This is a genomic window from Nocardioides sp. (assembly GCF_036405735.1).
GTDB lineage: Bacteria > Actinomycetota > Actinomycetes > Propionibacteriales > Nocardioidaceae > Nocardioides.
Map to the genome: position 1 here is coordinate 77,165 of NZ_DASWXC010000037.1, position 23,085 is coordinate 100,249.

21 protein-coding genes are annotated in these 23,085 nt (G+C 70.9%); 13 read left to right on the forward strand and 8 right to left on the reverse strand.

What is annotated here, in order from left to right; all coding sequences use genetic code 11:
• Positions 1–307: 307 nt before the first annotated feature.
• The 3 genes from VGE38_RS05750 to VGE38_RS05760 are packed head-to-tail and all read left to right on the forward strand — an operon-like array spanning position 308 to position 4,028.
• Entirely contained in the window at positions 308–1,978 is a 1,671-nt protein-coding gene (locus VGE38_RS05750) for an ABC transporter permease (RefSeq protein WP_331141579.1), read from the forward strand.
• A gap of 29 nt (positions 1,979–2,007) precedes the next feature.
• Entirely contained in the window at positions 2,008–3,141 is a 1,134-nt protein-coding gene (locus VGE38_RS05755; protein WP_331141580.1) for an ABC transporter ATP-binding protein, read from the forward strand.
• An 8-nt stretch (positions 3,142–3,149) separates the two neighbouring features.
• Positions 3,150–4,028: an NAD(P)-dependent oxidoreductase gene (locus tag VGE38_RS05760; RefSeq protein ID WP_331141581.1), complete on the forward strand. Its 879-nt coding sequence runs from the start codon at positions 3,150–3,152 to the stop codon at positions 4,026–4,028.
• Here the strand turns inward: VGE38_RS05760 and VGE38_RS05765 are convergent.
• Complete coding sequence (locus tag VGE38_RS05765; protein ID WP_331141582.1) at positions 4,015–5,247, reverse strand: NAD(P)/FAD-dependent oxidoreductase; 1,233 nt, start codon at positions 5,245–5,247, stop codon at positions 4,015–4,017. The two genes, VGE38_RS05760 and VGE38_RS05765, sit on opposite strands and share 14 nt — an antisense overlap.
• 81 nt (positions 5,248–5,328) lie before the next feature.
• Here VGE38_RS05765 and VGE38_RS05770 point away from each other — a divergent pair, with 81 nt between their 5' ends.
• Together VGE38_RS05770 and VGE38_RS05775 are read left to right on the forward strand one after the other, a co-directional pair.
• Positions 5,329–5,757 carry a MarR family winged helix-turn-helix transcriptional regulator gene (locus VGE38_RS05770; RefSeq protein ID WP_331141583.1) on the forward strand — a complete coding sequence of 143 codons (429 nt, stop codon included), beginning with the start codon at positions 5,329–5,331 and terminating at the stop codon, positions 5,755–5,757.
• The gene (locus VGE38_RS05775) at positions 5,754–7,001 is read left to right on the forward strand and encodes an MFS transporter (RefSeq protein WP_331141584.1); all 1,248 of its coding nucleotides are present in this window, start codon (positions 5,754–5,756) and stop codon (positions 6,999–7,001) included. Before VGE38_RS05770 ends, VGE38_RS05775 begins: the two co-directional genes overlap by 4 nt.
• 43 nt (positions 7,002–7,044) lie before the next feature.
• On the opposite strand, the gene VGE38_RS05780 is transcribed toward VGE38_RS05775, so the two are convergent.
• A complete protein-coding gene (locus VGE38_RS05780) occupies positions 7,045–7,380 on the reverse strand; it encodes a hypothetical protein (protein WP_331141585.1) in 336 nt (111 codons plus the stop codon).
• An 84-nt stretch (positions 7,381–7,464) separates the two neighbouring features.
• On the opposite strand from VGE38_RS05780, the gene npdG reads away from it, so the two are divergent.
• The 3 genes from npdG to VGE38_RS05795 all read left to right on the forward strand — a co-directional run bounded on the left by npdG (position 7,465) and on the right by VGE38_RS05795 (position 10,894).
• Positions 7,465–8,133: an NADPH-dependent F420 reductase gene (npdG, locus tag VGE38_RS05785; RefSeq protein ID WP_331141586.1), complete on the forward strand. Its 669-nt coding sequence runs from the start codon at positions 7,465–7,467 to the stop codon at positions 8,131–8,133.
• A gap of 40 nt (positions 8,134–8,173) precedes the next feature.
• Positions 8,174–9,184: a glucose-6-phosphate dehydrogenase (coenzyme-F420) gene (fgd, locus tag VGE38_RS05790; RefSeq protein ID WP_331141587.1), complete on the forward strand. Its 1,011-nt coding sequence runs from the start codon at positions 8,174–8,176 to the stop codon at positions 9,182–9,184.
• A 63-nt stretch (positions 9,185–9,247) separates the two neighbouring features.
• On the forward strand, positions 9,248–10,894 hold the full coding sequence (locus VGE38_RS05795) for a methyl-accepting chemotaxis protein (protein ID WP_331141588.1): 1,647 nt from the start codon (positions 9,248–9,250) through the stop codon (positions 10,892–10,894).
• A 188-nt stretch (positions 10,895–11,082) separates the two neighbouring features.
• Here VGE38_RS05795 and typA read toward each other — a convergent pair whose 3' ends face one another.
• A complete protein-coding gene (typA, locus tag VGE38_RS05800) occupies positions 11,083–12,972 on the reverse strand; it encodes a translational GTPase TypA (RefSeq protein WP_331141589.1) in 1,890 nt (629 codons plus the stop codon).
• Positions 12,973–13,108: 136 nt separating this feature from the next.
• On the opposite strand from typA, the gene VGE38_RS05805 reads away from it, so the two are divergent.
• The gene (locus tag VGE38_RS05805) at positions 13,109–14,413 is read left to right on the forward strand and encodes a protealysin inhibitor emfourin (RefSeq protein WP_331141590.1); all 1,305 of its coding nucleotides are present in this window, start codon (positions 13,109–13,111) and stop codon (positions 14,411–14,413) included.
• Between the two features lie 159 nt (positions 14,414–14,572).
• Here the strand turns inward: VGE38_RS05805 and VGE38_RS05810 are convergent, their stop codons facing one another.
• Both VGE38_RS05810 and VGE38_RS05815 read right to left on the reverse strand, forming a co-directional pair.
• A complete protein-coding gene (locus tag VGE38_RS05810; RefSeq protein WP_331141591.1) occupies positions 14,573–15,262 on the reverse strand; it encodes an aspartate/glutamate racemase family protein in 690 nt (229 codons plus the stop codon).
• A 188-nt stretch (positions 15,263–15,450) separates the two neighbouring features.
• The gene (locus VGE38_RS05815) at positions 15,451–16,218 is read right to left on the reverse strand and encodes an SDR family NAD(P)-dependent oxidoreductase (protein ID WP_331141592.1); all 768 of its coding nucleotides are present in this window, start codon (positions 16,216–16,218) and stop codon (positions 15,451–15,453) included.
• Between the two features lie 109 nt (positions 16,219–16,327).
• On the opposite strand from VGE38_RS05815, the gene mshA reads away from it, so the two are divergent.
• From mshA to VGE38_RS05830, 3 genes are all read left to right on the forward strand, one after another.
• Positions 16,328–17,587: a D-inositol-3-phosphate glycosyltransferase gene (mshA, locus tag VGE38_RS05820; RefSeq protein ID WP_331141593.1), complete on the forward strand. Its 1,260-nt coding sequence runs from the start codon at positions 16,328–16,330 to the stop codon at positions 17,585–17,587.
• On the forward strand, positions 17,584–18,075 hold the full coding sequence (locus tag VGE38_RS05825; protein ID WP_331141594.1) for a type III secretion system chaperone family protein: 492 nt from the start codon (positions 17,584–17,586) through the stop codon (positions 18,073–18,075). Before mshA ends, VGE38_RS05825 begins: the two co-directional genes overlap by 4 nt.
• Positions 18,076–18,239: 164 nt before the next feature.
• Entirely contained in the window at positions 18,240–19,172 is a 933-nt protein-coding gene (locus VGE38_RS05830) for a type IV toxin-antitoxin system AbiEi family antitoxin (RefSeq protein WP_331141595.1), read from the forward strand.
• Positions 19,173–19,278: 106 nt separating this feature from the next.
• Here VGE38_RS05830 and VGE38_RS05835 read toward each other — a convergent pair whose 3' ends face one another.
• From VGE38_RS05835 to VGE38_RS05845, 3 genes are all read right to left on the reverse strand, one after another.
• Positions 19,279–20,220 (reverse strand): DMT family transporter, encoded by a 942-nt coding sequence (locus VGE38_RS05835; RefSeq protein WP_331141596.1) that lies wholly within the window; start codon positions 20,218–20,220, stop codon positions 19,279–19,281.
• A gap of 148 nt (positions 20,221–20,368) precedes the next feature.
• The gene (locus VGE38_RS05840) at positions 20,369–21,046 is read right to left on the reverse strand and encodes a response regulator (protein WP_331141597.1); all 678 of its coding nucleotides are present in this window, start codon (positions 21,044–21,046) and stop codon (positions 20,369–20,371) included.
• Positions 21,043–22,224 (reverse strand): sensor histidine kinase, encoded by a 1,182-nt coding sequence (locus VGE38_RS05845; RefSeq protein ID WP_331141598.1) that lies wholly within the window; start codon positions 22,222–22,224, stop codon positions 21,043–21,045. The genes VGE38_RS05840 and VGE38_RS05845 overlap by 4 nt, the downstream gene beginning before the upstream one ends.
• Positions 22,225–22,345: 121 nt before the next feature.
• Here VGE38_RS05845 and phoU point away from each other — a divergent pair, with 121 nt between their 5' ends.
• On the forward strand, positions 22,346–22,996 hold the full coding sequence (phoU, locus tag VGE38_RS05850; RefSeq protein ID WP_331141599.1) for a phosphate signaling complex protein PhoU: 651 nt from the start codon (positions 22,346–22,348) through the stop codon (positions 22,994–22,996).
• Positions 22,997–23,085 lie beyond the last annotated feature (89 nt).

Sequence of the window (23,085 nt, forward strand, 5' to 3'; positions counted from 1 at the left end):
TGTTGATTGGATGGATGGTCTGACCTCACAACCTATCGCCGTGCGGTTCGGTTGTGTCGCTCCTCCGCGCGCAAGCGAAGAAATCTTCAAGGACACTTCCCTTCCCGCAATGTGATGTGCCACACTCAGGCTAATGGTCTGACCGTCAGGCCACTGAAGTAGAGCCTGAGCGCTTGAGGAGCCTTCTGATGTCATCAGCCCGCGTCTTCCGGGGCCAGTCGTGTGGGGAGGCGATGTGAGCGCCGCAGCCACCTCCCCGTCGCAAACGCACGTACCCACCGAGGCTGAGGCCGCCTGGAAGCGCTTCGTGCCCACGCCGAAGCTGCTCATCCTCGGCGTCGTCGCGTTGGTCGTCGCGTACCTGGCGATCGTCCCGCTCTGGTTCCTGATCCAGGGCACCTTCTTCGACTCGCAGACCAACGCCTTCACCTTCAGTGGCTTCACGCGTGCCTACACCGACGACCAGGCGTTCGAGATGCTGCGGAACTCGGTCTGGTTCGCGATCGGCTCCGCGGTGCTGTCGCTGGTCGTCGGCACCGCACTGGCCTTCCTGAACGTGCGCACCGACGTGCCGTTCAAGGGGCTCTTCTTCGCCGCGTCGATCATCCCCCTCGTCATCCCCGGCATCCTCTACACCGTCGCCTGGATCTTCCTGGCCAGCCCCGACATCGGCCTGGTCAACTTCGTGCTGGAGCCGATCTTCGGCGAGGGCGCCGTGGACATCTACACGGTGTGGGGGATGATCTGGGTCGAGGGCCTTCACCTCTCGCCGATCACCTTCCTCTTCATGGTGGCGGCCTTCCGTGCCCAGGACCCCTCCCTCGAGGAGTCCGCTCTGATGTCGGGTGCCTCCCGCATCGCGGTGCTGCGGAGGATCACCGTGCCGTTGCTCCGGCCGGCCATCGCCGCGAGCGTGCTGATCATGACGGTCCGCGCCCTGGAGAGCTTCGAGGTCCCCGCGCTGCTCGGCCTGCAGAACGGCATCTACGTCTTCACCAGCAAGATCTACTTCATGCTGCGGACCTACCCGCAGGACCTCAACGGCGCCGGCGCGCTGGCGCTCGGCCTGCTCGCGATCGCCGCTCTCGGCATGATCATCGAGCACCTGCTGAGTCGCGGCGCGAAGGCCTACCAGACCGTGACCGGCAAGGGCTTCCGGCCGCGCCCGATCGAGCTGGGCAAGTGGCGCCCGCTCGCCGGCGTCGCGATCATCGGCTACTTCCTGCTCACGGTGATCCTGCCGATGCTGATGCTGGTCTACACGTCGCTGCTGCCCTACTACCAGCGGCCGTCGGCCAAGGCCTTCCAGTCGATGTCGTTCGACAACTACGGAGACCTGCTGCACCTGTCGCAGGCGACGACCGCGCTGAAGAACTCCCTCATGCTGGGTGCCGGTGCGGCGACGCTCGTGATGCTGTTCATGGCGATCGCGGCCTGGATCGTGGTGCGCTCCAACATCCCCGGGCGCAAGATCCTCGACCTGCTCTCGTTCGCGCCGCTGGTCATTCCCGGCCTGGTGCTCGGTCTGGCCCTCCAGTTCGTCTACCTGCGGCACCCGATCGCCATCTACGGCACGATCTGGATCCTCCTGGTCGCCTACTGCACCCGCTACATGCCGTACGGCATGCGGTACGCCGTCACCTCGATGCAGCAGATCTCCTCCGAGCTCGAGGAGTCGGCGTCGGTGAGCGGCGCCACCTGGTGGCAGGTCTTCCGCCGGGTGCTGCTCCCGTTGCTGATGCCCGGCCTGCTGGCCGGCTGGATCTACATCTTCGTGGTGTCGTTCCGTGAGCTCTCCAGCTCGATCCTGCTGTACAGCTCGGGCAACGAGATCCTCTCGATCCTGATCTGGGAGCAGTTCGAGAACGGCAAGTTCACGACGCTGGCCGCGCTGGGTGTCGTGATGGTCGCCATCCTGATGCTGCTCGTCTCCATCGCCTACAAGCTCGGGGCCAAGGTCGGCCTCCAGCAGGACTGACCACGAGTTCGGAAAGAGAAGGACAAGCCATGCTGGAGATCAGCAACCTCGTCAAGTCGTACGCCGGGGAGAAGACCGGCAAGCGCGGCTCGAACGGCGCGAGGGTGTTCGCCGTCAACAACGTCAACCTCAGTGTCGAGCCGGGTGAGATGTTCACGCTGCTCGGCCCGTCCGGATGCGGCAAGACCACCACGCTGCGGTCGATCGCCGGTCTGGAGCGGCCCGACTCGGGCACCATCTCCGTCAAGGGCCGCGCGCTCTTCGCCGCGGGCAACGGCGTCAAGGCCGTCAACGTGCCCGCCAACCGCCGCGGCCTGGGCATGGTGTTCCAGTCCTACGCGATCTGGCCGCACATGACGGTGTTCGACAACGTCGCCTTCCCGCTGCAGGTCCGGCCTCGCCAGGAGCGACCGAGCAAGGCTGAGATCGAGCAGCGCGTGGGCCGTGTCCTGGAGGTCATGGAGCTGCGGCAGTACTCCGAGCGCCTGGCCACCAAGCTCAGCGGTGGCCAGCAGCAGCGCCTGGCGCTCGCTCGTGCTCTCGTCATCGAGCCGGAGCTGCTCCTGCTCGACGAGCCGCTGTCGAACCTCGACGCCAAGCTGCGGGAGTCCCTGCGCTACGAGCTCAAGCGCCTCCAGCGCGAGCTGGGCATCACCTCGATCTACGTGACCCACGACCAGATCGAGGCGCTGTCCCTGTCGTCGCACATCGCGGTCATGCGCGATGGCGAGGTCATGCAGCTGGGCAAGCCGCGCGACATCTACGAGAACCCGACCAGCAAGTTCGTCGCCGAGTTCATCGGCTCGTCCAACTTCGTGCAGGGACACGTGCTGAGCCGCACGGGCGAGGACTACGTCGTCGAGTCTGCAGCGGGCCGGCTCCACCTGCAGTCCGCGGCCGCGATGCCGGCCGGCTCGGAGGTGTCGGTCTCGATCCGGCCTGAGGCCGTCGAGCTCTACACCCAGCGTCCGGCGGACCTCCAGAACGTCTGGGAGGGCGTCGTCGGCACCCGCGCGTTCCTGGGCGACGCGGTCGACCATCTGGTCGCCGTCGACAAGCTCGAGCTCCGCGTCCGCTCGCTGCCCAACCTGTCGTTGGAGCCGGGCACGAAGGTCTTCGCGAAGCTGCCGTCGGACAAGCTGGCGCTGGTTCCCATCAGCTGAGGAGAGACATGGAGTCGACAACGATCGGACTGATCGGCGTCGGCGGGATGGGCCTGCCGATGGTCGGGCACCTGCTCCAGGCAGGGTTCGCCGTCGTCGCCCACGACGTGGAAGAGGGCCGGCTCGGCCTCGCGCGCGAGCGCGGGGCGGAGCCGGCCCTCGGCCTTCCCGATCTCGCCGCGCGGGCCGACACGGTGATCGCCTGCCTCCCCGGAGACCGCCAGCTCGCCGCCGTCGTCGGCGAGCTGGCGTGCTGCACGAGGGCCGGGCAGGTGCTGGTCATCGCCGGAACCCACAGCGTCGCAGCGACCAGGGCGGCCGCCGCCGCGCTCGCTCCCCGGGGTGGCACGGTGGTCGACGCGCCGGTGGTCTTCGGCGCTGCCGGAGCGCGCGAGGGCACGCTGCTCTCGCTGTGCGGCGGCACCGCGGAGGACGTTGCGCGCGTGCGCGACGTGCTCGCGGCGTACAGCGGAAGGGGGGTCGAGCACGTCGGCCCGCTGGGCGCGGGACAGATCGCGAAGACCTGCAACAACCTGCTGCACTGGATCCACAGCATCGCCAACTACGAGGCCATCGCGCTCGCCAAGCGCTACGGCATCGACGCCGAGCGGATGCGGCAGGTGCTCACCAGCTGCCCGGGGGACAACGGGACCCTGCGCCGGTGGGAGGACTCCCGGTTCACCTGGCAGGAGAAGGACATGGACCTCGTCATGGACCTGGCCCAGGACGGCGGCCTGGTGCTGCCGCTGACCGGTCAGGTCGACCAGCTGGTCAAGCTGATGACGGCCGGCGACGTGACCGACCTGCTGCACTCCGACGTCGCGCACTACCTCGGCCGCGAGATCCGGGCGCTCTCGCCGGACGAGGGCGGCCTCAGCGAGGGATGAGCGTCTTGAGCTGCACCTCGGTGTCGCCGGCCAGCTCGCGGGGCACCGATCCGCCGGTCTCGAGGATCTTGCGCACCGCCATGTAGTCGCGCGGGGCGTTGACCGCGTCGATCGCGATCAGGTCGGCACCGGAGTAGTAGAGCGCTGCGAACCGCTCGCTCCGCGGGTCGCCCCGCAGCACCACGTCGTCGTACCCCGCGCTGAGCCCGGCGATCTGGAGCTTGAGGTCGCCCTGGTCGGACCAGAACCACGGCACCGCGGAGAGCGGGTCGTGTACGTCGGCGATCGTCGCCGCCGCGGCCCGCCCCTGGGCGATCGCGTTCGCGACCGACTCGATCCGCAGCAGGCCGTCGCCCGACGCCTGGCGCAGCGTCGTGCAGTCGCCGGCGGCGACGACACCGCGGCGGCTGGTCCGCGCGTGCTCGTCGATCACGATCCCGCCCTCACAGGCGAGGCCGAGCTGCTCGGCGAGCTCGGTGTGGGCGACGAGGCCGATGCCCACCAGCACGATGTCGGCCGGCAGGCTGGACCCGTCGGACAGCTCGACGGACTCGACGGTCTCCTGTCCGCCGAGACCGACCACGCCGGTGCCGAGCAGCACGCGGACGCCGCGGCGCCGGTGGGCCTCGAGGTAGAACTGCGAGACCACGGGAGCCACGGCGCGCGCCATCAGCCGGTCGAGGGCCTCGACGACGGTCACGTCCTTGCCGAGGGACCGGCCGACCGCTGCCGCCTCGAGGCCGACGAAGCCGCCGCCGACGACCACGACCCGCTGCGCGCGGCCGAGCGCGGCGCGCAGGGCGGTGGCGTCGTCGAGGTCGCGCAGGTAGAAGACGTTGCCGAGGTCGGCGCCGGGGACGGGCAGGCGGCGAGGGGAGCCGCCTACGGTCAGGGCCAACTGCGAGAAGGCGAAGGTGCGGCCGGACGCGGCGACGGCCCGTCCACCGGCGTCGGCGAGCTCGACCTGCTCGATCCACTCACCGGTGACGACGTCGATGTCGTGCTCGGCGTAGTAGGACGCCGAGCGCAGCAGCAGTTGGTCCGCGTCCGTCTTGCCATTGAGGAACGACTTGGACAGCGGCGGACGCTGGTAGGGCAGGTGCGGCTCGCCGCCGACCAGCGTGATGGGGCAGGTCGCGCCGAACTCCCGCAGCGACGTGGCGAGCTGGGCGCCCGCCTGGCTCGCGCCGACGATCAGAACCCCGGTATCGGTCGTCATCGCATCTCCTCGTGGTGGTCATACCATTAAACCACGGCACTTGACGAGGCGCGAGTAGTACGCACTGCGTACTATTATCCTGTGTCGGTCCCCGAAGCAGCGCAGGTCGACGCGCTTCGACTCGCCGTGGTGCGCCTGGAGCGAAAGCTGCGCAAGAGCGCCGGGTCGGCTGCGGTGACGCCGTCGCAGTACTCCGCGCTCTTCTCGCTGGACCGTCACGGCCCGTTCCGCCTCGGCGAGCTCGCCCGGCGCGAGCAGATCGGCAAGTCCACCGTCACGCGGCTGGTCGCCGGACTGCTCGCCAAGGGACTGGTCGAACGGCACGTCGACGACCTGGACGCTCGCAGCAGCATCATCGCCATCGCGCCGGCCGGCAGGAAGCTGCTCCACGACATCGCCGAGGGGTCCAACGACTACCTGCGCGGCCGGCTCGAGGGACTCGCGCCCGACGACCTCGCCCGGCTGCTGGACGCGCTCGGCGCCCTGGAGCAGCTCGGCGAGCGGCCGTGAGCGGCTATCTGCGGGCGACGTTCCGGTCGCTGCGGCATCGGGCCTACCGGCTGTACTTCATCGGCCAGACCATCTCCACGGTCGGCACCTGGGCCCAGAAGGTCGCGCAGGCCTGGCTGGTCCTCCAGCTCGGTGGCTCAGGCACGGTGCTGGGCGTCACCGTCGGCCTCCAGCAGGCGCCGACGCTCTTCCTCACCCCGTGGGCCGGCCTGCTCGCCGACCGGATCGACCGCCGGACCATGCTGCTGTGGACGCAGGTGTGCGCGGCCGTGCCGGCAGCCGTCCTGGCGGTCCTCGCGCTGCTCGACCGGGTCACCCTGCCGGCGGTCATGGTGCTCGCCGTCGCTGTCGGGGTCGTCGAGGCGTTCGACAAGCCCGTGCGCCACACCTTCGCGGCCGATGTCGTCCCGCCCGAGGACATGACGAACGCCGTCACGCTCAACGCGACGATGTTCAACGCGGGCAAGGTGCTCGGTCCCGCGGCCGCCGGCATCGCCATCAGCGTGCTCGGCGTGGCGGCGACCTTCCTGTTCAACGTCTTCTCGTTCCTGGTCATGATCGTGACGCTGGTCGCCATCCGGCCCGGCGAGATCCGGCCGCGCGAGCTCGTGCCGAAGGAGCTCGGGGCGCTGCGCGCCGGCCTGGGCTACGCGCGACGTACGCCGGTCATCTTCACCGCGCTGGCGCTCACGACCCTGACCGGTCTGGTCGCCTATGAATGGAACACGGCCGTGCCGCTGCTGGCACGCGAGTTCTCCCCCGACGCGGCGACGATCGGCTTCTTCTTCGCCGCGATGGGGGCGGGGGCCATCGTCGGCAGCCTCGCGCTGGCGGGAGCGCTCGTGGCGTCGCCGCGGACCTTCCTGATCGGCGGCGGCGTCTTCGCGGTCACGCTGGGGCTGGTGGCGGCGGCCCCCACGATGGGCCTCGCGCTCGTCGCCCTGTTCATGCTCGGTGCCACGGCGACGACCTTCCGTGCCCTGGCGACCTCGCTCATCCAGCTGGAGTCCGAGCCCGGCATGCGTGGCCGGATGGTGTCGCTGTTGATCATGGCGCTCAACGGCACCTCGCCGGTGAGCGCACCACTGATCGGTGCTGTCGCGGAAGGCCTCGGCGCCCGGGTGGCCGTCGGCGCCGGCGCAGGCCTCTCGCTGGCCGCCGCGGTGGTCTGCTGGCGCTACCTCGCCGCCGTCGCTCCGGAGCGGCTGCGACGCGAGTCGCTGGTCGGGGCCCGGCGGGCGTGAGCCGGATCCGGTTCCGGTCGACGGGTGCCGGATGCTGTGGGCGTCAGCGGAGCACGAGCCAGAGACCCAGCGCCGTCGGAAGCAGCCCGGGCAGCAGCCAGGGCGTGAGGAGCGGTCGACGGTGGATCGCCAGCCACGACATGATCGCACCGACGCCGAAGGCACCGGCGATCACGCACAGGCCGACCTCGGGGACCGTCTGGTCGTCCGGCATCGCGATCGCGGCCAGCACGAGCCCCGCCGAGAGGTGGAGGATCGTCACGACGGCCAGCGACGAGACCACCCAGCGCTGCACGTTGGTCAGTGACTGGTCGTTGACCGGCCGGCGCAGGTTGTCGGGGTCCATCAGGTGACGCGGGCGACGCTGCGGCTCGGTCATGGCGATCCTCCTCGGTGGGACGAGGACAAGGATCCCACGCGAGCACCCTGCAGCTGCCAACCGGGCGGGTGAGAGAGTGACGCCATGACCATCGCTGACTCCCTGGTCGGCAGGACCGTCGCGATCCTCGGCGGTGCCGGGCCCGAGGGCCGCGGGCTCGCCCGCCGCTTCGCCGTCGCGGGGCTGCCCGTCGTGGTGGGCAGCCGCAGTGCCGAGCGTGCCGCCGCCGCGGCAGCCGAGCTCAGCGCGGCCACCGGGGCCGAGGTCCGCGGCGCCGGCGCGACCGACGCGGTCCGCGACGCCGACCTGGTAGTCGTCGCCGTGTCCTGGGACGACCACGCCGGCATGCTGCACGACCTTCGCGACCAGCTCGCGGGGAAGATCGTCGTCGACACCGTCTGCCCAATCGCGCTCGACGACCACGGCCCCTACCTGCTCCATGTCTGGGAGGGCTCCGCCGCCCAGCAGGCGCAGAGCCTGCTGCCGGCCAGCTCGGTCGTCGGCGCCTTCCACCACCTGCCCGGGGACGTTCTGGACGCCGAGGGCGAGCTCGACACCGACGTCCTGGTCGTCGGTGACGACGACACGGCGGTCGACGTCGTGCGCGACCTCGTCGCCACCATCCCGGGCGCCCGCGGCGTCTACGCCGGCCGGCTCCGCAGCGCGCTCCAGGTCGAGGCGCTGTGGGCGAACCTGCTCTCGGTGGAGGAGCGCACCGGCCGACGGGCCGGCTACCGCGTCACCGGCCTGTGACCACGCCGCCCACGCCCGCTCTCGGACCCAGGAGGACCCTATGCCCGTGAAGATCGGCTACAAGGCATCGGCCGAGCAGTTCGGCCCCCGCGACCTGGTCGAGTACGCCGTGCTGGCCGAGCAGGTCGGCCTGGACTCGGTGATGGTCAGCGACCACTTCCAGCCGTGGCGACACGTCGACGGCCACGCGCCGTACTCGCTGGCCTGGCTCGCGGCCGTCGGCGAGCGCACCGAGCGGATCCAGCTCGGGACGAGCGTGCTGACGCCGACGTACCGCCACAGCCCGGCGATGACGGCGCAGGCCTTCGGCACCCTCGGCTGCCTCTACCCCGGCCGGATCATCCTCGGGGTCGGCACGGGCGAGGCGCTCAACGAGATCGCGGTGGCCGGCGACTTCGCGTGGCCGGAGTTCAAGGAGCGGTTCGCGCGGCTGCGCGAGGCCGTGCGACTGATGCGGCTGCTGTGGACCGAGGAGCGGGTCACCTTCGAGGGCGACTACTACCGCACCAAGGACGCCACGGTCTACGACCGTCCCGAGGGCGGCATCCCGGTCTACGTCGCGGCCGGCGGCCCGGTGGTCGCGAAGTACGCCGGCCGCGCCGGTGACGGCTTCATCTGCACGTCCGGCAAGGGCATGGAGCTCTACACCGAGAAGCTGCTGCCCGCCGTCGAGGACGGGGCGGCCGCCGCGGGCCGGACGACCGAGGGCCTCGACAAGATGATCGAGATCAAGCTCTCCTACGCCCACAGCCGCGAGGAGGCGCTGGAGAACACCCGGTTCTGGGCGCCGCTCTCGCTCACCCCCGAGCAGAAGCACGGCCTCGAGGACCCGGTCGCCATGGCCGAGGCCGCCGACCGGCTCCCCATCGAGCAGGTCGCCCAGCGCTGGATCGTCGCCACGACGCCCGAGGAGGTCGTCGCCGGGGTGCGGGCCTACGTCGACGCCGGCTTCGACCACCTCGTGTTCCATCCGCCCGGTCACGACCAGGCCGGCTTCCTCCGGTCCTTCGCCGACGAGGTCGTGCCGGGCCTCCGGGAGCTCAGCACCTAGCCTCAGGTCGGGGTCGGGTGCGCCGATGAGCGAGCCGAGGACTCCGCAGAGGGAAGGAACCCGATGGCCACCGTGAGCATGGATGCTCCGGCGATCGGCATCGACCAGGGCGAGCGCACCCGCCGCATGGCCTGGATCGTCGACCGCAGCATCACCACCAAGATCATGCTCGTCGTCGTGGGACTCGGCCTGGTCGCCTGCGTCGCCGCCATCTCCGGCGTACGCGGCACGCAGGCCGGCCGCGACGCCGCCCATGCGCTCGCCGTCAACCAGGAGGACATCGCGACGCCGCTGAACCGGATGGGCCGCGCGACGCTCACCTCGCAGCTGCGGCTCTCGCAGCTGATCGCCGTCGGGGACAACCCCAGGATCGTCGAGGAGCTGACCACCGACATGGCCGCGGCCGACGCCACGGTCGAGGACGCGTTCGAGCGGCTCGAGTCCACGTTGTCCTACGAGGACTGGTGGGACGACCTGACGTCGGCCTGGGCGACCTACATCAGCGTCCGCGACGGCAAGGCGATGCCGCTGCTCGAAGCCGGTGACGCCGAGCGGTTCATCGCGGTCTACGAGCGCGAGCTCGACCCCGCGCTCCTCGCCATCAACGAGGCCATCGCGGCCGCCGACGAGTCCACCAACGCCTTCTACAAGCAGAGCGCGGCTGATGCCGACGAGTCGGCGGCGAGCTCGGTGCGGCTGCAGTGGATCGTGCTCGCCGTCGGGCTGCTGCTCGCCCTGAGCCTGGCGCTGGTCATCGCGCTGGCCATGAGGAAGCGCATCGGCGTCGTCAAGACCGCTCTGAGCGCGATGGCCGAGGGCGACCTGACGGTCAGCGCCGGCGTCGCCGCCCGTGACGAGCTCGGCCAGATGGCCGACGCCTTCAACCAGGCACGCGCGAACTTCCGCGACGTCATCGCGCAGGTCGTCGGGTCCTCCGACGCCGTGGCGGCGTCCTCGCAGCAGTTGCAGGCCAGCGCCGTGCAGATCGCCTCGGCGGCCGAGGAGACCAGTAGCCAGGCCGGCCTGGTCGCCGGCTCGTCCGACCAGGTGGCTCAGAACGTCCAGACGGTGGCCGCCGGCGCGGAGGAGATGGACGCCTCCATCCGGGAGATCGCCCGCAACGCCAACGAGGCCGCCCGGGTGGCCTCGACCGCGGTCGACGTCGCGACCGCGACCACGGCCCGCGTCGAGCGGCTCGGCGCGTCCTCGGAGGAGATCGGCGCCGTGGTCAAGGTGATCACCTCGATCGCCGCGCAGACCAACCTGCTGGCGCTCAACGCCACCATCGAGGCGGCCCGCGCCGGCGAGATGGGCAAGGGCTTCGCCGTGGTCGCCAACGAGGTCAAGGACCTGGCCCAGGAGACGTCGAAGGCCACCGAGGAGATCGCCGCCAAGGTGCAGGCCATCCAGGCCGACACCGCCGGCGCGGTCGAGGCGATCGCCCAGATCGCCGACGTCATCGCCACGATCAACGAGTCGCAGCTGACGATCGCCTCGGCGGTCGAGGAGCAGTCGGCGACGACCAACGAGATGGGCCGCAACGTCGCGTACGCCGCCCAGGCGACCGGCGAGATCACCACCACCATCAGCAGCGTGGCCGAGGCCGCTCGGACCACCACCGAGGCCGTCGCCCACTCCCGCGCCGCGACCGAGGAGCTCGCCCGGATGGCGGTCGACCTCCGCACCCAGGTCGCTCAGTTCACCTACTGACTCGTCGAGCCCCGGGTTCCTGTGTGTTGAGCCCCGGGTTGGCGAGGGTTGAGTCCCGGGTTGCCGTGCGTTGAGTCGCGGGTTCGTGAGGGTTCGGATGCGCAAAGAGCCGGGTCGTCATCATGACGACCCGGCTCTCGGCGTACGGCGGAACGCGGCCCGGGCCCCACGGGAGCCCGGGACTCGACCTACTTGTTGGCCTTGCGGGCGCGGGATGCGATCTTGGCGCGCTCGTTGGCGTCCAGGATGACCTTGCGGATCCGGACCATCTCGGGCGTGACCTCGACACACTCGTCGTCGCGGCAGAACTCCAGCGACTGCTCGAGCGAGAGCTTCTTCGGCGGGGTCAGCTTCTCGAAGTTGTCCGAGGTGGCGGAGCGGATGTTGGTCTGCTGCTTCTCGCGGGTGATGTTGACGTCCATGTCGTCGGCGCGGGAGTTCTCGCCGACGATCATGCCCTCGTAGACCTCGGTACCGGGCTCGACGAAGATCGTGCCGCGCTCCTGCAGCGACGTCATCGCGTGGGCGGTCGCGGCCCCCGCGCGGTCGGCGACCAGGGAGCCGTTGTTGCGAGCCCGGATCTCGCCGGCCCACGGGGTGTAGCCCTCGGAGATCGAGGACGACATGCCGGTGCCGCGGGTCTCGGTGAGGAAGTCGGTGCGGAAGCCGATCAGGCCACGGGCGGGTACGACGAACTCCATCCGCACCCAGCCGGTGCCGTGGTTCGTCATGTTCTCCATGCGGCCCTTGCGGTTGGCCAGCAGCTCGGTGATGGCGCCGAGGTACTCCTCGGGCGCGTCGATGGTCAGGCGCTCGAGCGGCTCGTGGAGCTTGCCGTCGATCTCCTTGGTGACCACCTGCGGCTTGCCGACGGTGAGCTCGAAGCCCTCGCGCCGCATCTGCTCGACCAGGATCGCCAGGGCCAGCTCGCCGCGGCCCTGCACCTCCCACGCGTCGGGCCGGTCGGTCGGGAGAACGCGGAGCGAGACGTTGCCGATGAGCTCCGCGTCGAGACGGTCCTTGACCATGCGGGCGGTGACCTTGGAGCCCTTGACCTTGCCCACGAGCGGGGAGGTGTTCGTGCCGATGGTCATGCTGATGGCCGGCTCGTCGACGGTGATCAGCGGCAGCGCGACGGGGTTCTCGGCGTCGGCGAGGGTCTCGCCGATCATGATGTCCGGGATGCCGGCGATCGCGACGATGTCGCCCGGGCCGGCGTACTCGCCCGGCACCCGGTCCAGGCCCTTGGTGACGAGCAGCTCGGTGATCTTGACGTTCTTGATCGTGCCGTCACCCTTCATCCACGCGACGGTCTGGCCCTTGCGGAGCTCGCCCTGGTGGATGCGGAGCAGCGCCAGCCGGCCGAGGAACGGCGAGGCGTCGAGGTTGGTGACGTGGGCCTGCAGCGGCGCGCCCTCGGTGTACGTCGGCGCGGGGATCGTCTCCAGGATGGTCTTGAACAGCGGCTCGAGGCTGTCGCCGTCGGGCAGGGTGGCGTTCTCCGGCTTGGTGAGCGAGGCGATGCCCGCCTTGCCCGAGGCGTAGACGACCGGGAAGTCGAGGGCGTCGTGGCTGTGGCTGTCGTCGAGCAGGTCCATGAACAGCTCGTAGACCTCCTCGACGACCTCGTCGATGCGCGCGTCGCCGCGGTCGACCTTGTTGACGACCAGGACGACCGGCATGTCGGCGTTGAGCGCCTTGCGCAGCACGAACCGGGTCTGCGGCAGCGGCCCCTCGGAGGCGTCCACGAGCAGCACGATGCCGTCGACCATCGACAGGCCGCGCTCGACCTCGCCACCGAAGTCGGCGTGGCCGGGGGTGTCGATGATGTTGATCGTCATGCCCTGCGGGGCCGACGGGCCGTTGTAGTGGATCGCGGTGTTCTTCGCGAGGATCGTGATGCCCTTCTCGCGCTCCAGGTCACCGGAGTCCATGACGCGGTCGGCCACCGACTCCGCCTGGTGCTCGCTGAACGCACCGCCCTGACGCAGCATCGCGTCGACGAGCGTCGTCTTGCCGTGGTCGACGTGGGCGACGATCGCGACATTGCGAAGGTTGGCGGACTTGGTCTCAGGCATGCGTCATCTCTCGGTCGGCGAGGGGGGAACCGGTTGATCCTACCGACGGTCCGCCGCCCTGCCCGCATCGTCGGATCGCATGACGGGCGCTACCCGAGGGAGCGTGCGAGCCGACCCCACGGGGTATCCGTCCGGTATGAGCCGCTGTCAGTTCGTCCCGCCGTACCTCGTCGAGCGGCTGCAGCCGCCGTCCCTGGTCGCCCGCGACCGCGAGCTGCGTGCCGCCCGCGAGGCCGGTCCACGGCCGGTGCCGCGCAGCGCCGTCGCCCAGGAGGCGTGGGTGGTGCACGACTGCGGCAACACCGCCAACCTGCCCGGACGGCGGGTGCGCGCGTCGGGCGAGCCAGCGGAGAACGACGCGGCGGTCGACGTGGCGGTCGACGAGGCGGCGTACGCCGTCGACGCCGCGCTCGCGTTGTGCCAGCTGTTCGGGCGGCGCTCCTTCGATGACCGGGGCGCGCAGGTGAGCGTGAGCGTCCACTACGAGCAGGGCTACGCCAACGCGTTCTGGGACGGCGCCCAGCTGGTGTTCGGCGACGGTGACGGGGAGGTCTTCGGCCGGTTCACCGGGCCGGTCGACGTGCTCGGTCACGAGTTCGCACACGCGCTGGTCGAGCGCACCACGGGGTTCACCTACTGGGGCCAGCCCGGTGCGCTCAACGAGTCGTTCGCCGACGTCTTCGGCGCCTGCCTCAAGCAGCGGGTGCTCGGCCAGACGGTCGACGAGGCCGACTGGATCGTGGGGGAGGGGCTGTTCCTGCCGGGTGTCGGGGCGCGCGGGCTGCGCGACATGGCGGCACCGGGAACGGCGTACGACGACCCGCGACTCGGCCGTGACCCGCAGGTCGGCCACCTGCGCGACTATGTCGACACGTCCGAGGACAACGGTGGCGTCCACTACAACTCCGGCATCCCCAACCGCGCCTTCCACCTCGTAGCGACCGCGATCGGAGGCAGCGTCTGGGAGGGCGCCGGGCGGATCTGGTGGGAGGCGCTCACCACTGCCGACCTGGCGGCCGAGTCCGACTTCGCTGCGTTCGCCGCCGCGACGATCATCGCCGCCGGCCCGCACGAGCGGGCGGTGGCCACCGCCTGGGACCAGGTCGGTGTGACGCCGATGGCGGGCTCGGCCGACCAGCCATCGCACTCCGCGGCCGGCCGGGATCCGGCTCCGTCGCCGATCGTCTTCGTCCGCCGTACCGGCGGGCTCGCCGGGATGATCTCCGAGGGCTCGGTCAACCTCGAGACCCGTGACGAGCGGGTACCCGAGCTGCAGGCCCTCGTCGAGCGGGTCGACGTCGCCGCCGTCGGAGAGCGTGCCCCCGCTCCGGCGCCGGACCGCTTCGTCTACGACTTCGACCTCTGCGGCGCCAGCTGTCAGGTCGGCGAGCAGGACCTCACCCAGGAGCTGCGCCGCATCGCCGACCTCCTGCTCCGTTGAGACCCGGGTTGGCGTGGGTCGAGTCCCGGGTTGGCGTGGGTCGAGCCCCGGGTTGGCGTGGGTCGAGTCCCGGGTTGGCGTGGGAGAGCCCTCGGAAACCCGGGTCTGAACCCTCGGAAACCCGAGACTCAACGCACGGGAACCCGGGGTTCGACCGGCCTAGGCGAGCGCGCGCTCCAGGGCGGCCTCGACGTGGACGGTGATCACGTCGAGCACCGGGACCTCGACATCCTGCTGGCGCACCAGCAACGACAGCTCGGAGGCGCCGAGGATGACGCCGTTGGCGCCGCCGTCCCACAGCTCGTCGATCATGGAGAGCACCCGGCGGCGAGAGCTCGGGTTCACGGTCCGGAAGACCAGCTCGTCGTAGATGATCGAGTCCAGCGTCTCGATGTGGAGCGGGTCGGGCAGGTTGACGTCGAGACCGTGGTCGGCGATCCGCTGGGCGAAGAACTCGTTCTCCATCGTGTACGCCGTGCTCAGGAACCCCACGTTGGTGATGCCCTCGGCCTTGCAGCGCTCCGCGAGCACGTCGGCCAGGTGCAGCACGGGGACCGAGACAGCGGCGGCGACCGCGGCGTAAGCCCGGTGGAAGGTGGTCGCGCACAGCAGGATGAAGTCCGCCCCTGCCTTCTCGACCCCCACGGCGGCGTCGGCCAGGATCGCCCCGGCCTCGTCCCACGCCTCGCGCTCCTGCAGGGCGGTCAGCTCGGCGAAGTCGAGGGAGCCGAGCACGATCTTCGCGGAGTGCAGGCCGCCGAGCCGCTGCTGGACCCCCTTGTTGAGGCCCTCGTAGTACGCGGCGCTGCTCTCCCAGCTCATCCCACCGATGAGTCCGATCGTCTGCATGCTCGGCAGTGTGGCACCGGCCTCGGAGTGTCGCGGAATCCGCGGCGCCGGTCTCCGCGCGGCCGCTCGACCTCCACCGCGTCAGGCCTTCGCACGCTCGGGCCTGGCTGGTCTCGAACCGCCCGTCGCGACCTCCTTCGTTGGTCGCGGGGCTCGCTCGACCTCCACCGCGTCAGGCCTTCGCAAGCTCAGGCCTGGCGGTGGACCTTGTGCTGGGCGGCCTGGGCGCGGGGCCGGATGACGACCTCGTCGAAGTTCACGTGGGGCGGGCGGGTCACCATGAACGTGATGGCGTCGGCCACGTCGTCGGCCACGAGCGGCTCGGCGACGCCGGCGTACACCGCCTCGGCCTTTTCCCGGTCGCCCTCGAACCGCACCAGCGCGAACTCGTCGGTCCGCACCATCCCGGGCGCGATCTCCATGACCCGCACCGGCTGGTCCCACAGCTCCAGCCGCAGCGTCTCGGTGACGACCTGGGTGCCGTGCTTGGCGGCGGTGTAGCCGGCGCCGCCCTCGTACGCAATCCGCCCGGCGGTCGAGCCGACGTTGACGATGGTCCCGGCGCCGGTCGCGATCAGCTGGGGCAGCAGCGCCCGGGTGACCTGCATCAGGCCGATGACGTTGACGTCGTACATCCGCCGCCACTGGTCGCTGTCGGCCTGGGCCACCGGCGTGGCTCCGAAGGCGCCCCCGGCGTTGTTGACGAGTACGTCGAGCCCGCGCGGCGACAGCTCGGCGACCAGGTCCGCCAGGGCTGCCACGGAGTCCTCGGAGGTCACGTCCGTCGCCGCGGCCGTGCCACCGATCTCCGTGGCCAGCTCCTCGAGACGATCGGCACGCCGGGCCGCGGCGACGACGTGGTAGCCGGCCTGCGCCAGGTGGCGTGCGGTCGCGGCGCCGATGCCGCTGCTCGCGCCGGTGACCACGGCGATCCTGCGGTCCGCGGGGAGGGTCATGGCGCCATTGTGATGCGCGCGGAGGTGTCGGAGGGAATGTGAGGGGCACCGGCGAGGTTCACGTCTGGGGTCGACGCGTCCGGTCGACCCGCGTAGAGAGGAGCAGTCGATGCGCGTGGACGCCGTCCGGCGGGTCGCGATGATCAGCCTGCACACCTCGCCGCTGGACCAGCCCGGCACCGGCGACGCGGGGGGCATGAACGTCTACGTCCTCGAGCTGGCCCGCCAGCTCGTCGCCCGGGGCGTCGAGGTCGACATCTTCACGCGCGCCACCTCCTCCCGACTGCCCGCGGTGGCCGCGCCCGACGACGGCATCCTGGTGCGCCATATCCATGCCGGTCCGTTCGAGGGTCTGGCCAAGGGTGACCTGCCGGGGCAGCTGTGCGCCTTCGCGCGCGAGGTGCTGCGGACCGAGGCCGCCCATCCGCTCGGCCACTACGACGCCGTGCACTCCCACTACTGGCTCTCCGGACAGGTCGGGGCACTGGCCCGCGACCGCTGGGGTGTCCCGCTGGTCCACTCCATGCACACCATGGCGAAGGTGAAGAACGAGGCGCTCGCCGAGGGCGACACCCCCGAGCCGGCCGCCCGGGTGATCGGCGAGGAGCAGGTCGTCGACGCCGCCGACATGCTCATCGCCAACACCGACCTCGAGGCCAAGCAGCTCATCGAGCTGTACGACGCCGACCCCGGCCGGGTCGAGGTCGTTCACCCCGGCGTCGACCTGGGCCGGTTCGGGCCGGTCGCGTCGGCGCGCGCACGGGTGGGGCTGCCCGCCGATGCGACTGTGCTGATGTTCGCCGGCCGCATCCAGCCGCTCAAGGCGCCCGACGTGCTGCTGCGCGCGGTCGGGGTGATGCTGACTCGCGACCCCTCGTTGCGGCAGCGGCTGGTGGTGCCGATCGTGGGCGGTCCCTCCGGGTCCGGCCTGGACCGGCCCGAGTCGCTTGCGGCGCTGGCCGCCGAGCTGGGGATCACCGACGTCGTGCGGTTCGTCCCGCCGGTGTCGCAGGAGGAGCTCGCGGCGTGGTACTCCGCTGCGACGCTGGTCGCCGTGCCGTCGTACAACGAGTCCTTCGGGCTCGTCGCCGTCGAGGCCCAGGCCTGTGGAACACCCGTCGTCGCGGCCGCGGTCGGTGGGCTCACGACCGCCGTACGCCATGGCCGCAGCGGCCTGCTCGTCGACGGTCACGACCCGCAGCAATGGGCCGACGCCCTGACGCGGGTCGCGTTCGACGACCGGCTGCGACTCGAGCTGGAGGCCGGCGCGCTGGCTCAGGCGCGCAGCTTCACCTGGGAGGCGACGGCGGCTGGCACGCTGACGGCCTACGAGCTGGCTCGGTCGACGATGCAGGAGGACGTGGCGTGACGGCAGCCGACGTGGTGCGGGACTACCTCTCCTGCAACGACATCGAGTTCACCGAGGACGCCCGGGAGACCGGCGAGACGGTCTTCTCGTTCTCCCTACCCGGCGAGAAGAAGCTGCAGACGCCGGTCCGCCTCGACGTGGGCACGCACGCGCTCGCCGTCCACGCGTTCGTGTGCCGCCGCCCCGACGAGAACACCGACGGCGTGCACCGCTGGCTGCTGGAGAAGAACCTGCGCCTGTACGGCGTCGGCTTCGCCATCGACCGCCACGGCGACATCTACCTCGACGGCCGGCTGCCCCTGTCGGTCGCCACCCCCGACGAGCTCGACCGCCTTCTCGGCGCGGTGCTCTCCTACGCCGACGACTCGTTCAACGTCATCCTCGAGCTCGGCTTCGCCTCCTCCATCCGCAAGGAGTGGGAGTGGCGCAAGCTCCGTGGCGAGTCGACCGCCAACCTGGAGGCGTTCCGCGGCTGGCTGGAGCGTTGAGCCCCGGGTTTCCGTGGGTTGAGCCGCGGGTTTCCGTGGGTTGAGCCGCGGGTTGGCGTGCTGGTGGCCAGTTGTCATCCACAGGTACGCCGTCGGCGGCTCTTCTTCACAGCCCACTGATCCGGCGGCTGCGTCGGACCGGGCGCCCGACGACCGTGATCGGCATGACCACCTCACTCGTCGACGCGCTCCCTGAGCTCCCTTTCACCGTCGCTGACCTCGACGACCTCCGACTCTCCGCGTGGTCCCTGCGTCAGCTCGTGGCGGCCGGCCACGTGCGCGCGCTGGTGCGGGGCGTCTACGTCCGCTCCGAGGTGCCCGACTCCCTGGAGCTGCGCGCCGCGGCCCTGATGCTCGTCGTCAGCACCGAGCACATCGTCGTCGACCGGACAGCCGCCTGGCTCCATGGCGTCGACACCCTGCTCTCGAGGGAGAAGGAGCTGCTCCCGCCGATCGAGGTCTGCGCGCTCCGCGGCCACCATCCGACCGAGCGGCGCCAGGTCGACAGCGGGCAGCGCGACCTCGCTCCCCATGACCTCATGCGCATCGGCGACGTCCGGGTGACGACGCCCCTTCGCACGGCGCTCGACCTCGGGTGCCGGCTGCGACGTCGCGAGGCGCTCGCCACGCTCAACGAGTTCACCCGCAGCCAGGGCGTCACCCGGGCGATGCTGACCCACGAGCTGCCACGCTTCCGCCGCCGGCGCGGAGTGATCCAGCTGCGCGAGCTCATCGGGCTCATCGATCCACGCATCGAGTCACAACGCGAGTCCTGGGTCTGGCTCGCCATCCGCGACGCCGGCCTGCCGCTCCCGACGCCGCAGGTGTGGGTCGAGGACGACGACGGGCGGCCGCTCTACCGCCTGGACTTCGCCTACCAGCTGTGCCGAGTCGCCGTGGAGTACGACGGCATCGAGGCGCATCTCAAGACCCCGGAGCAACGCCAGGCCGACGAGGCGCGTCGGTCATGGCTGCGTCGCCGAGGCTGGACGGTCATCGTGGTGCGGCGTGGCGACTTCACCGGCCGGCGTCTCGACGACTGGCTCGACGAGCTGTCGAAGGCGCTGATGCCGACGTACGACAACCGGCGCTGGTGACCGACACCAACCCGAGACTCGACCCACGGAAACCCGAGACTCGACCCACGGAAACCCGGGACTCGACCCACACCAACCCGGGGCTCGACCGACGGGAACCCGGGACTCAACGCTTGCGGCGCGCGACCGCGACACCCACGAGAGCGAGCGCGCCGCCGACGTACGCCAGCGCCGGCGGGGTCTCGGCGAGGAAGAGCCAGCCGAGCAGGATCGTGATCGGCGGCACCAGGTAGGTCGTGATGCCGAGCCGGGAGGCGTCCATGTGGCGCAGCGCGAAGGCGTAGGTCGTGAACGCGATGGCCGTCGGGAAGACGCCGAGGTAGATCAGCCACCCGGTCGAGGACGCCGGGGCGTCGCCGATCTCGGAGACCAGCTGCCCGGCGAACGGCAGGCAGGCGATGGCGCCGATCGTGCACGCGATCCAGGTGACGTGCAGGGCCGGAAGCCGGCCGACCAGTGGCTTCTGCAGGATCAGGCTGACGGAGTAGACGACCGCCGACACCAGGCACAGCAGGACGCCGACGACGTCCTGGCCGCCGCCGGAGCCGTGCGTCGCCAGGCTGATGACGGCGACGCCGCCGAAGGCGAGCGCGAGGCCGAGGGCGAGGTACGGCGTGAACCGCTCGCCGAGGAAGAAGGTCGCGAGCACGGCGATCAGCACCGGTGAGAGCTGGATCAGCATCGCGGCCGTGCCCGCGTCGACCCGGCGCTCGCCCTCGTTGAGAGCGACGTTGTAGACGCCGAACCACAGCACGCCGATCACCACCAGCGACAGCCACTCCCGCCGCTGCGGTCGAACCCGTGTCCCGGTGGCGCGCCGGCCCGTCACCAGCACCGCCGCGCCGAGACACAGCGTCCCGACCAGGAGCCGGCCGAGCGAGAGGGCGCCCGGCGAGAAGTCGCCGGCGAGATGGCGGATCCCGACGAACGCCGACGCCCACAGGACGAGCGTCACTCCGACGGCGGCCGGCGGCAGCCAGGCCTTGAGGAGCGGTACGTCGGCATCAGTGGCTCGAGCAGATCGTGATCCCGGCGTCGTCGTACTCACGACAGCAGCCTAGGAACTGTCGACACCTGGCGTCGCGCGGGTTTCGGACACGCAGGCGCGAGATCGAGCCAGACCCCACGGGAACCCGGGACTCGACCCACGGGAACCCGGGACTCGACCCGCGGGAACCCGGGACTCGACGCGACGGTCAGAGGTCGAGCTTGTAGCCGAGGCCGCGGACGGTGACGAGGTACTTCGGCTCGGAGGGGTCGGGCTCGAGCTTGGCGCGCAGGCGCTTGACGTGGACGTCGAGGGTCTTGGTGTCGCCGACGTAGTCCGCGCCCCAGACCCGGTCGATGAGCTGGCCGCGGGTGAGGACACGGCCGGGGTTGCGCAGGAACATCTCGAGCAGCTCGAACTCCTTCAGGGGCAGCCGCTGCTCGACGCCGTCGACGGTCACGACGTGACGTTCCACGTCCATCCGCACCGGGCCGGCCTCCAGGGCGACCGGCGCAGCGTCCGGCTCCTGGCCGCGGCGCAGCACGGCGCGGATCCGGGCGACCAGCTCGCGAGGGGAGTACGGCTTGGTGACGTAGTCGTCCGCACCGAGCTCGAGCCCGACCACCTTGTCGACCTCGTCGTCCTTCGCGCTGACCATGATCACCGGCACCGAGGAGGTCTGCCGGATCTGGCGGCACACCTCCGTGCCGGGGATCCCGGGCAGCATCAGGTCGAGCAGCACGATGTCGGCACCGTTGCGGTCGAACTCCTTGAGCGCGTCGGTGCCGTTCTCGGCGACGGCGACCTCGAAGCCCTCCTTGCGCAGCATGTAGGAGAGCGCCTCGCTGTAGCTCTCCTCGTCCTCCACGACCAGAACCCGCGTCACGGGCGTTCCTCCCTCTCAGTGATGGGGTTGAAGGCGAACGTGTCGGCGTCCGCGGGCACGTGCGAAAGATGCTGGGGCAGGGTGAGCGTGAACGTCGACCCCTGGCCCTCCACGGACCAGACCCGCACGTCGCCGCCGTGGGTGGCCGCGACGTGCTTGACGATGGAGAGTCCCAGGCCGGTGCCGCCGGTCGAGCGGTGCCGGGCGGGGTCGACGCGGTAGAAGCGCTCGAAGATCCGGTCCAGCTCGCCGGACGGGATGCCGATGCCCTGGTCGACCACGGCGATCTCGACGGCGCCCGCCTCCGCGCGGGTCTGCACCGAGACGGTCGCGCCGGCGTCGGAGTAGGCGACGGCGTTCGAGACCAGGTTGGTGACCGCGGCGAGCACCTGCTCCTCGTTCCCGAACACCTGCAGCCCGCGCTGGCCACCGGCGACGATGTCGATGTGGCGCTCGTTCGCGTCGACCTCGACGGTGTCGACGGCGGTCGAGATCACCGCGTCGACGTCGACCGCGACCGGGGTCTCGATCGGCTCGTCGCCCTGCAGCCGCGACAGCTCGATGATCTGCTGCACCAGCTGGGTGAGGCGGTCGCTCTCGGTGAGCATCCGGCCGGCGAACCGCTTCACCGCCGCAGGATCGTCGGACGCCTCCACGACCGCGTCGGCCAGCACCCGGATCGCGCCGACCGGCGTCTTGAGCTCGTGGCTGACGTTGGCGACGAAGTCGCGTCGCACCGCCTCCACGCGGCGCTCGCGGGTCCGGTCCTCCACCAGCGCCAGGACCAGCCGCGAGCCGAGCGGGGCGACGCGTGCCGTCACGTGGCGCACCGGTACGCCGGGACGGGCCATGACCAGCTCGGTCTCGCGGATCTGCCCGTCGCGACGGACCTGGCGCACCAGGTCGGCGAGCTCGGCGGAGAGCAGCGAGGTCCCACGCACCAGGCCCAGCGCGTACGCCGGCGCCGAGGCCTTCACGACCGTGTCCTGCTCGTCGATGATGACCGCGCTGCTGCGCAGCACCGACAGCACGGTGGCGACCTCGGGCGGGACGACCGGCTCGCTCACCTGCGGCACGCGGTGCTGCTGCCGTTCGCTGACGTGCCAGGCGAGCACCGCGGCTCCGGCCACGACGGCTCCGAGCAGCGCGGCGAGAAGGGCCTGCGTCGTCGGGTCCACGGCCTCAGCGTAGGCCCGGATTCACCGTGGGTTCTCCAGCGGGGCATCTCCCCGCCGAACGTTCATTCGGGGTTCACCCAGCGACCCCGTGTCGTCACCTGGGCTGCCTACCTTTCCTCCCATGCGTAACGCGTTCCACGACCAGCTGGACTCCATCTTCGACGACCTCGCGGCCATCTGCGCCGACGTGGAGGTCGCCGTCACCCGAGCCACCCACGCCCTCTTCGACGCCGATGCCGACCTGGCCGAGCAGGTGATCAGCGGCGACGCGGCGATCGACCTGGCTCGCGAGCGGGTCGAGGACAACGCGCTCTATCTCCTCTCGCTGCAGGCTCCGGTCGCCGGCGACCTGCGGATCGTCGTCGCAGCACTGCGGATGGTGAGCGAGCTGGAGCGGATGGGTGACCTGTCGGTGCACGTCGCCAAGATCGCCCGGCTGCGCGTGCCGCACCGGGCCGTGCCGGCCGGGGCCGAGCAGACCGTCGGCCGGATGGCCGAGGTGGCCGAGGCGATGGTGCGCCGGGCCGGTCAGATCATCCGCTCCCGCGACGTCGACGCCGCGGCGGCGTTGCGTGCCGACGACGAGGAGATGGACCTGCTGCGGCGTACGTCGTTCACCGAGCTGCTCGGCGACGACTGGGCCCACGGCGTCGAGGCGGCCGTCGACATCGCCCTGCTGGGGCGCTACTACGAGCGGATCGCCGACCACGCCGTCTCGGTCGCCAACCGGGTCGTCTTCGTCGTCACCGGGCAGTACCCCACCTCTGACTGAGCCTGACGGCGAAACCCGGGTTGTGGCCCCGCGAAACTCGGATCGTGGCCCTCGTCAAGGGCCAGAACCCGGGACTCGCGGGGCCACAA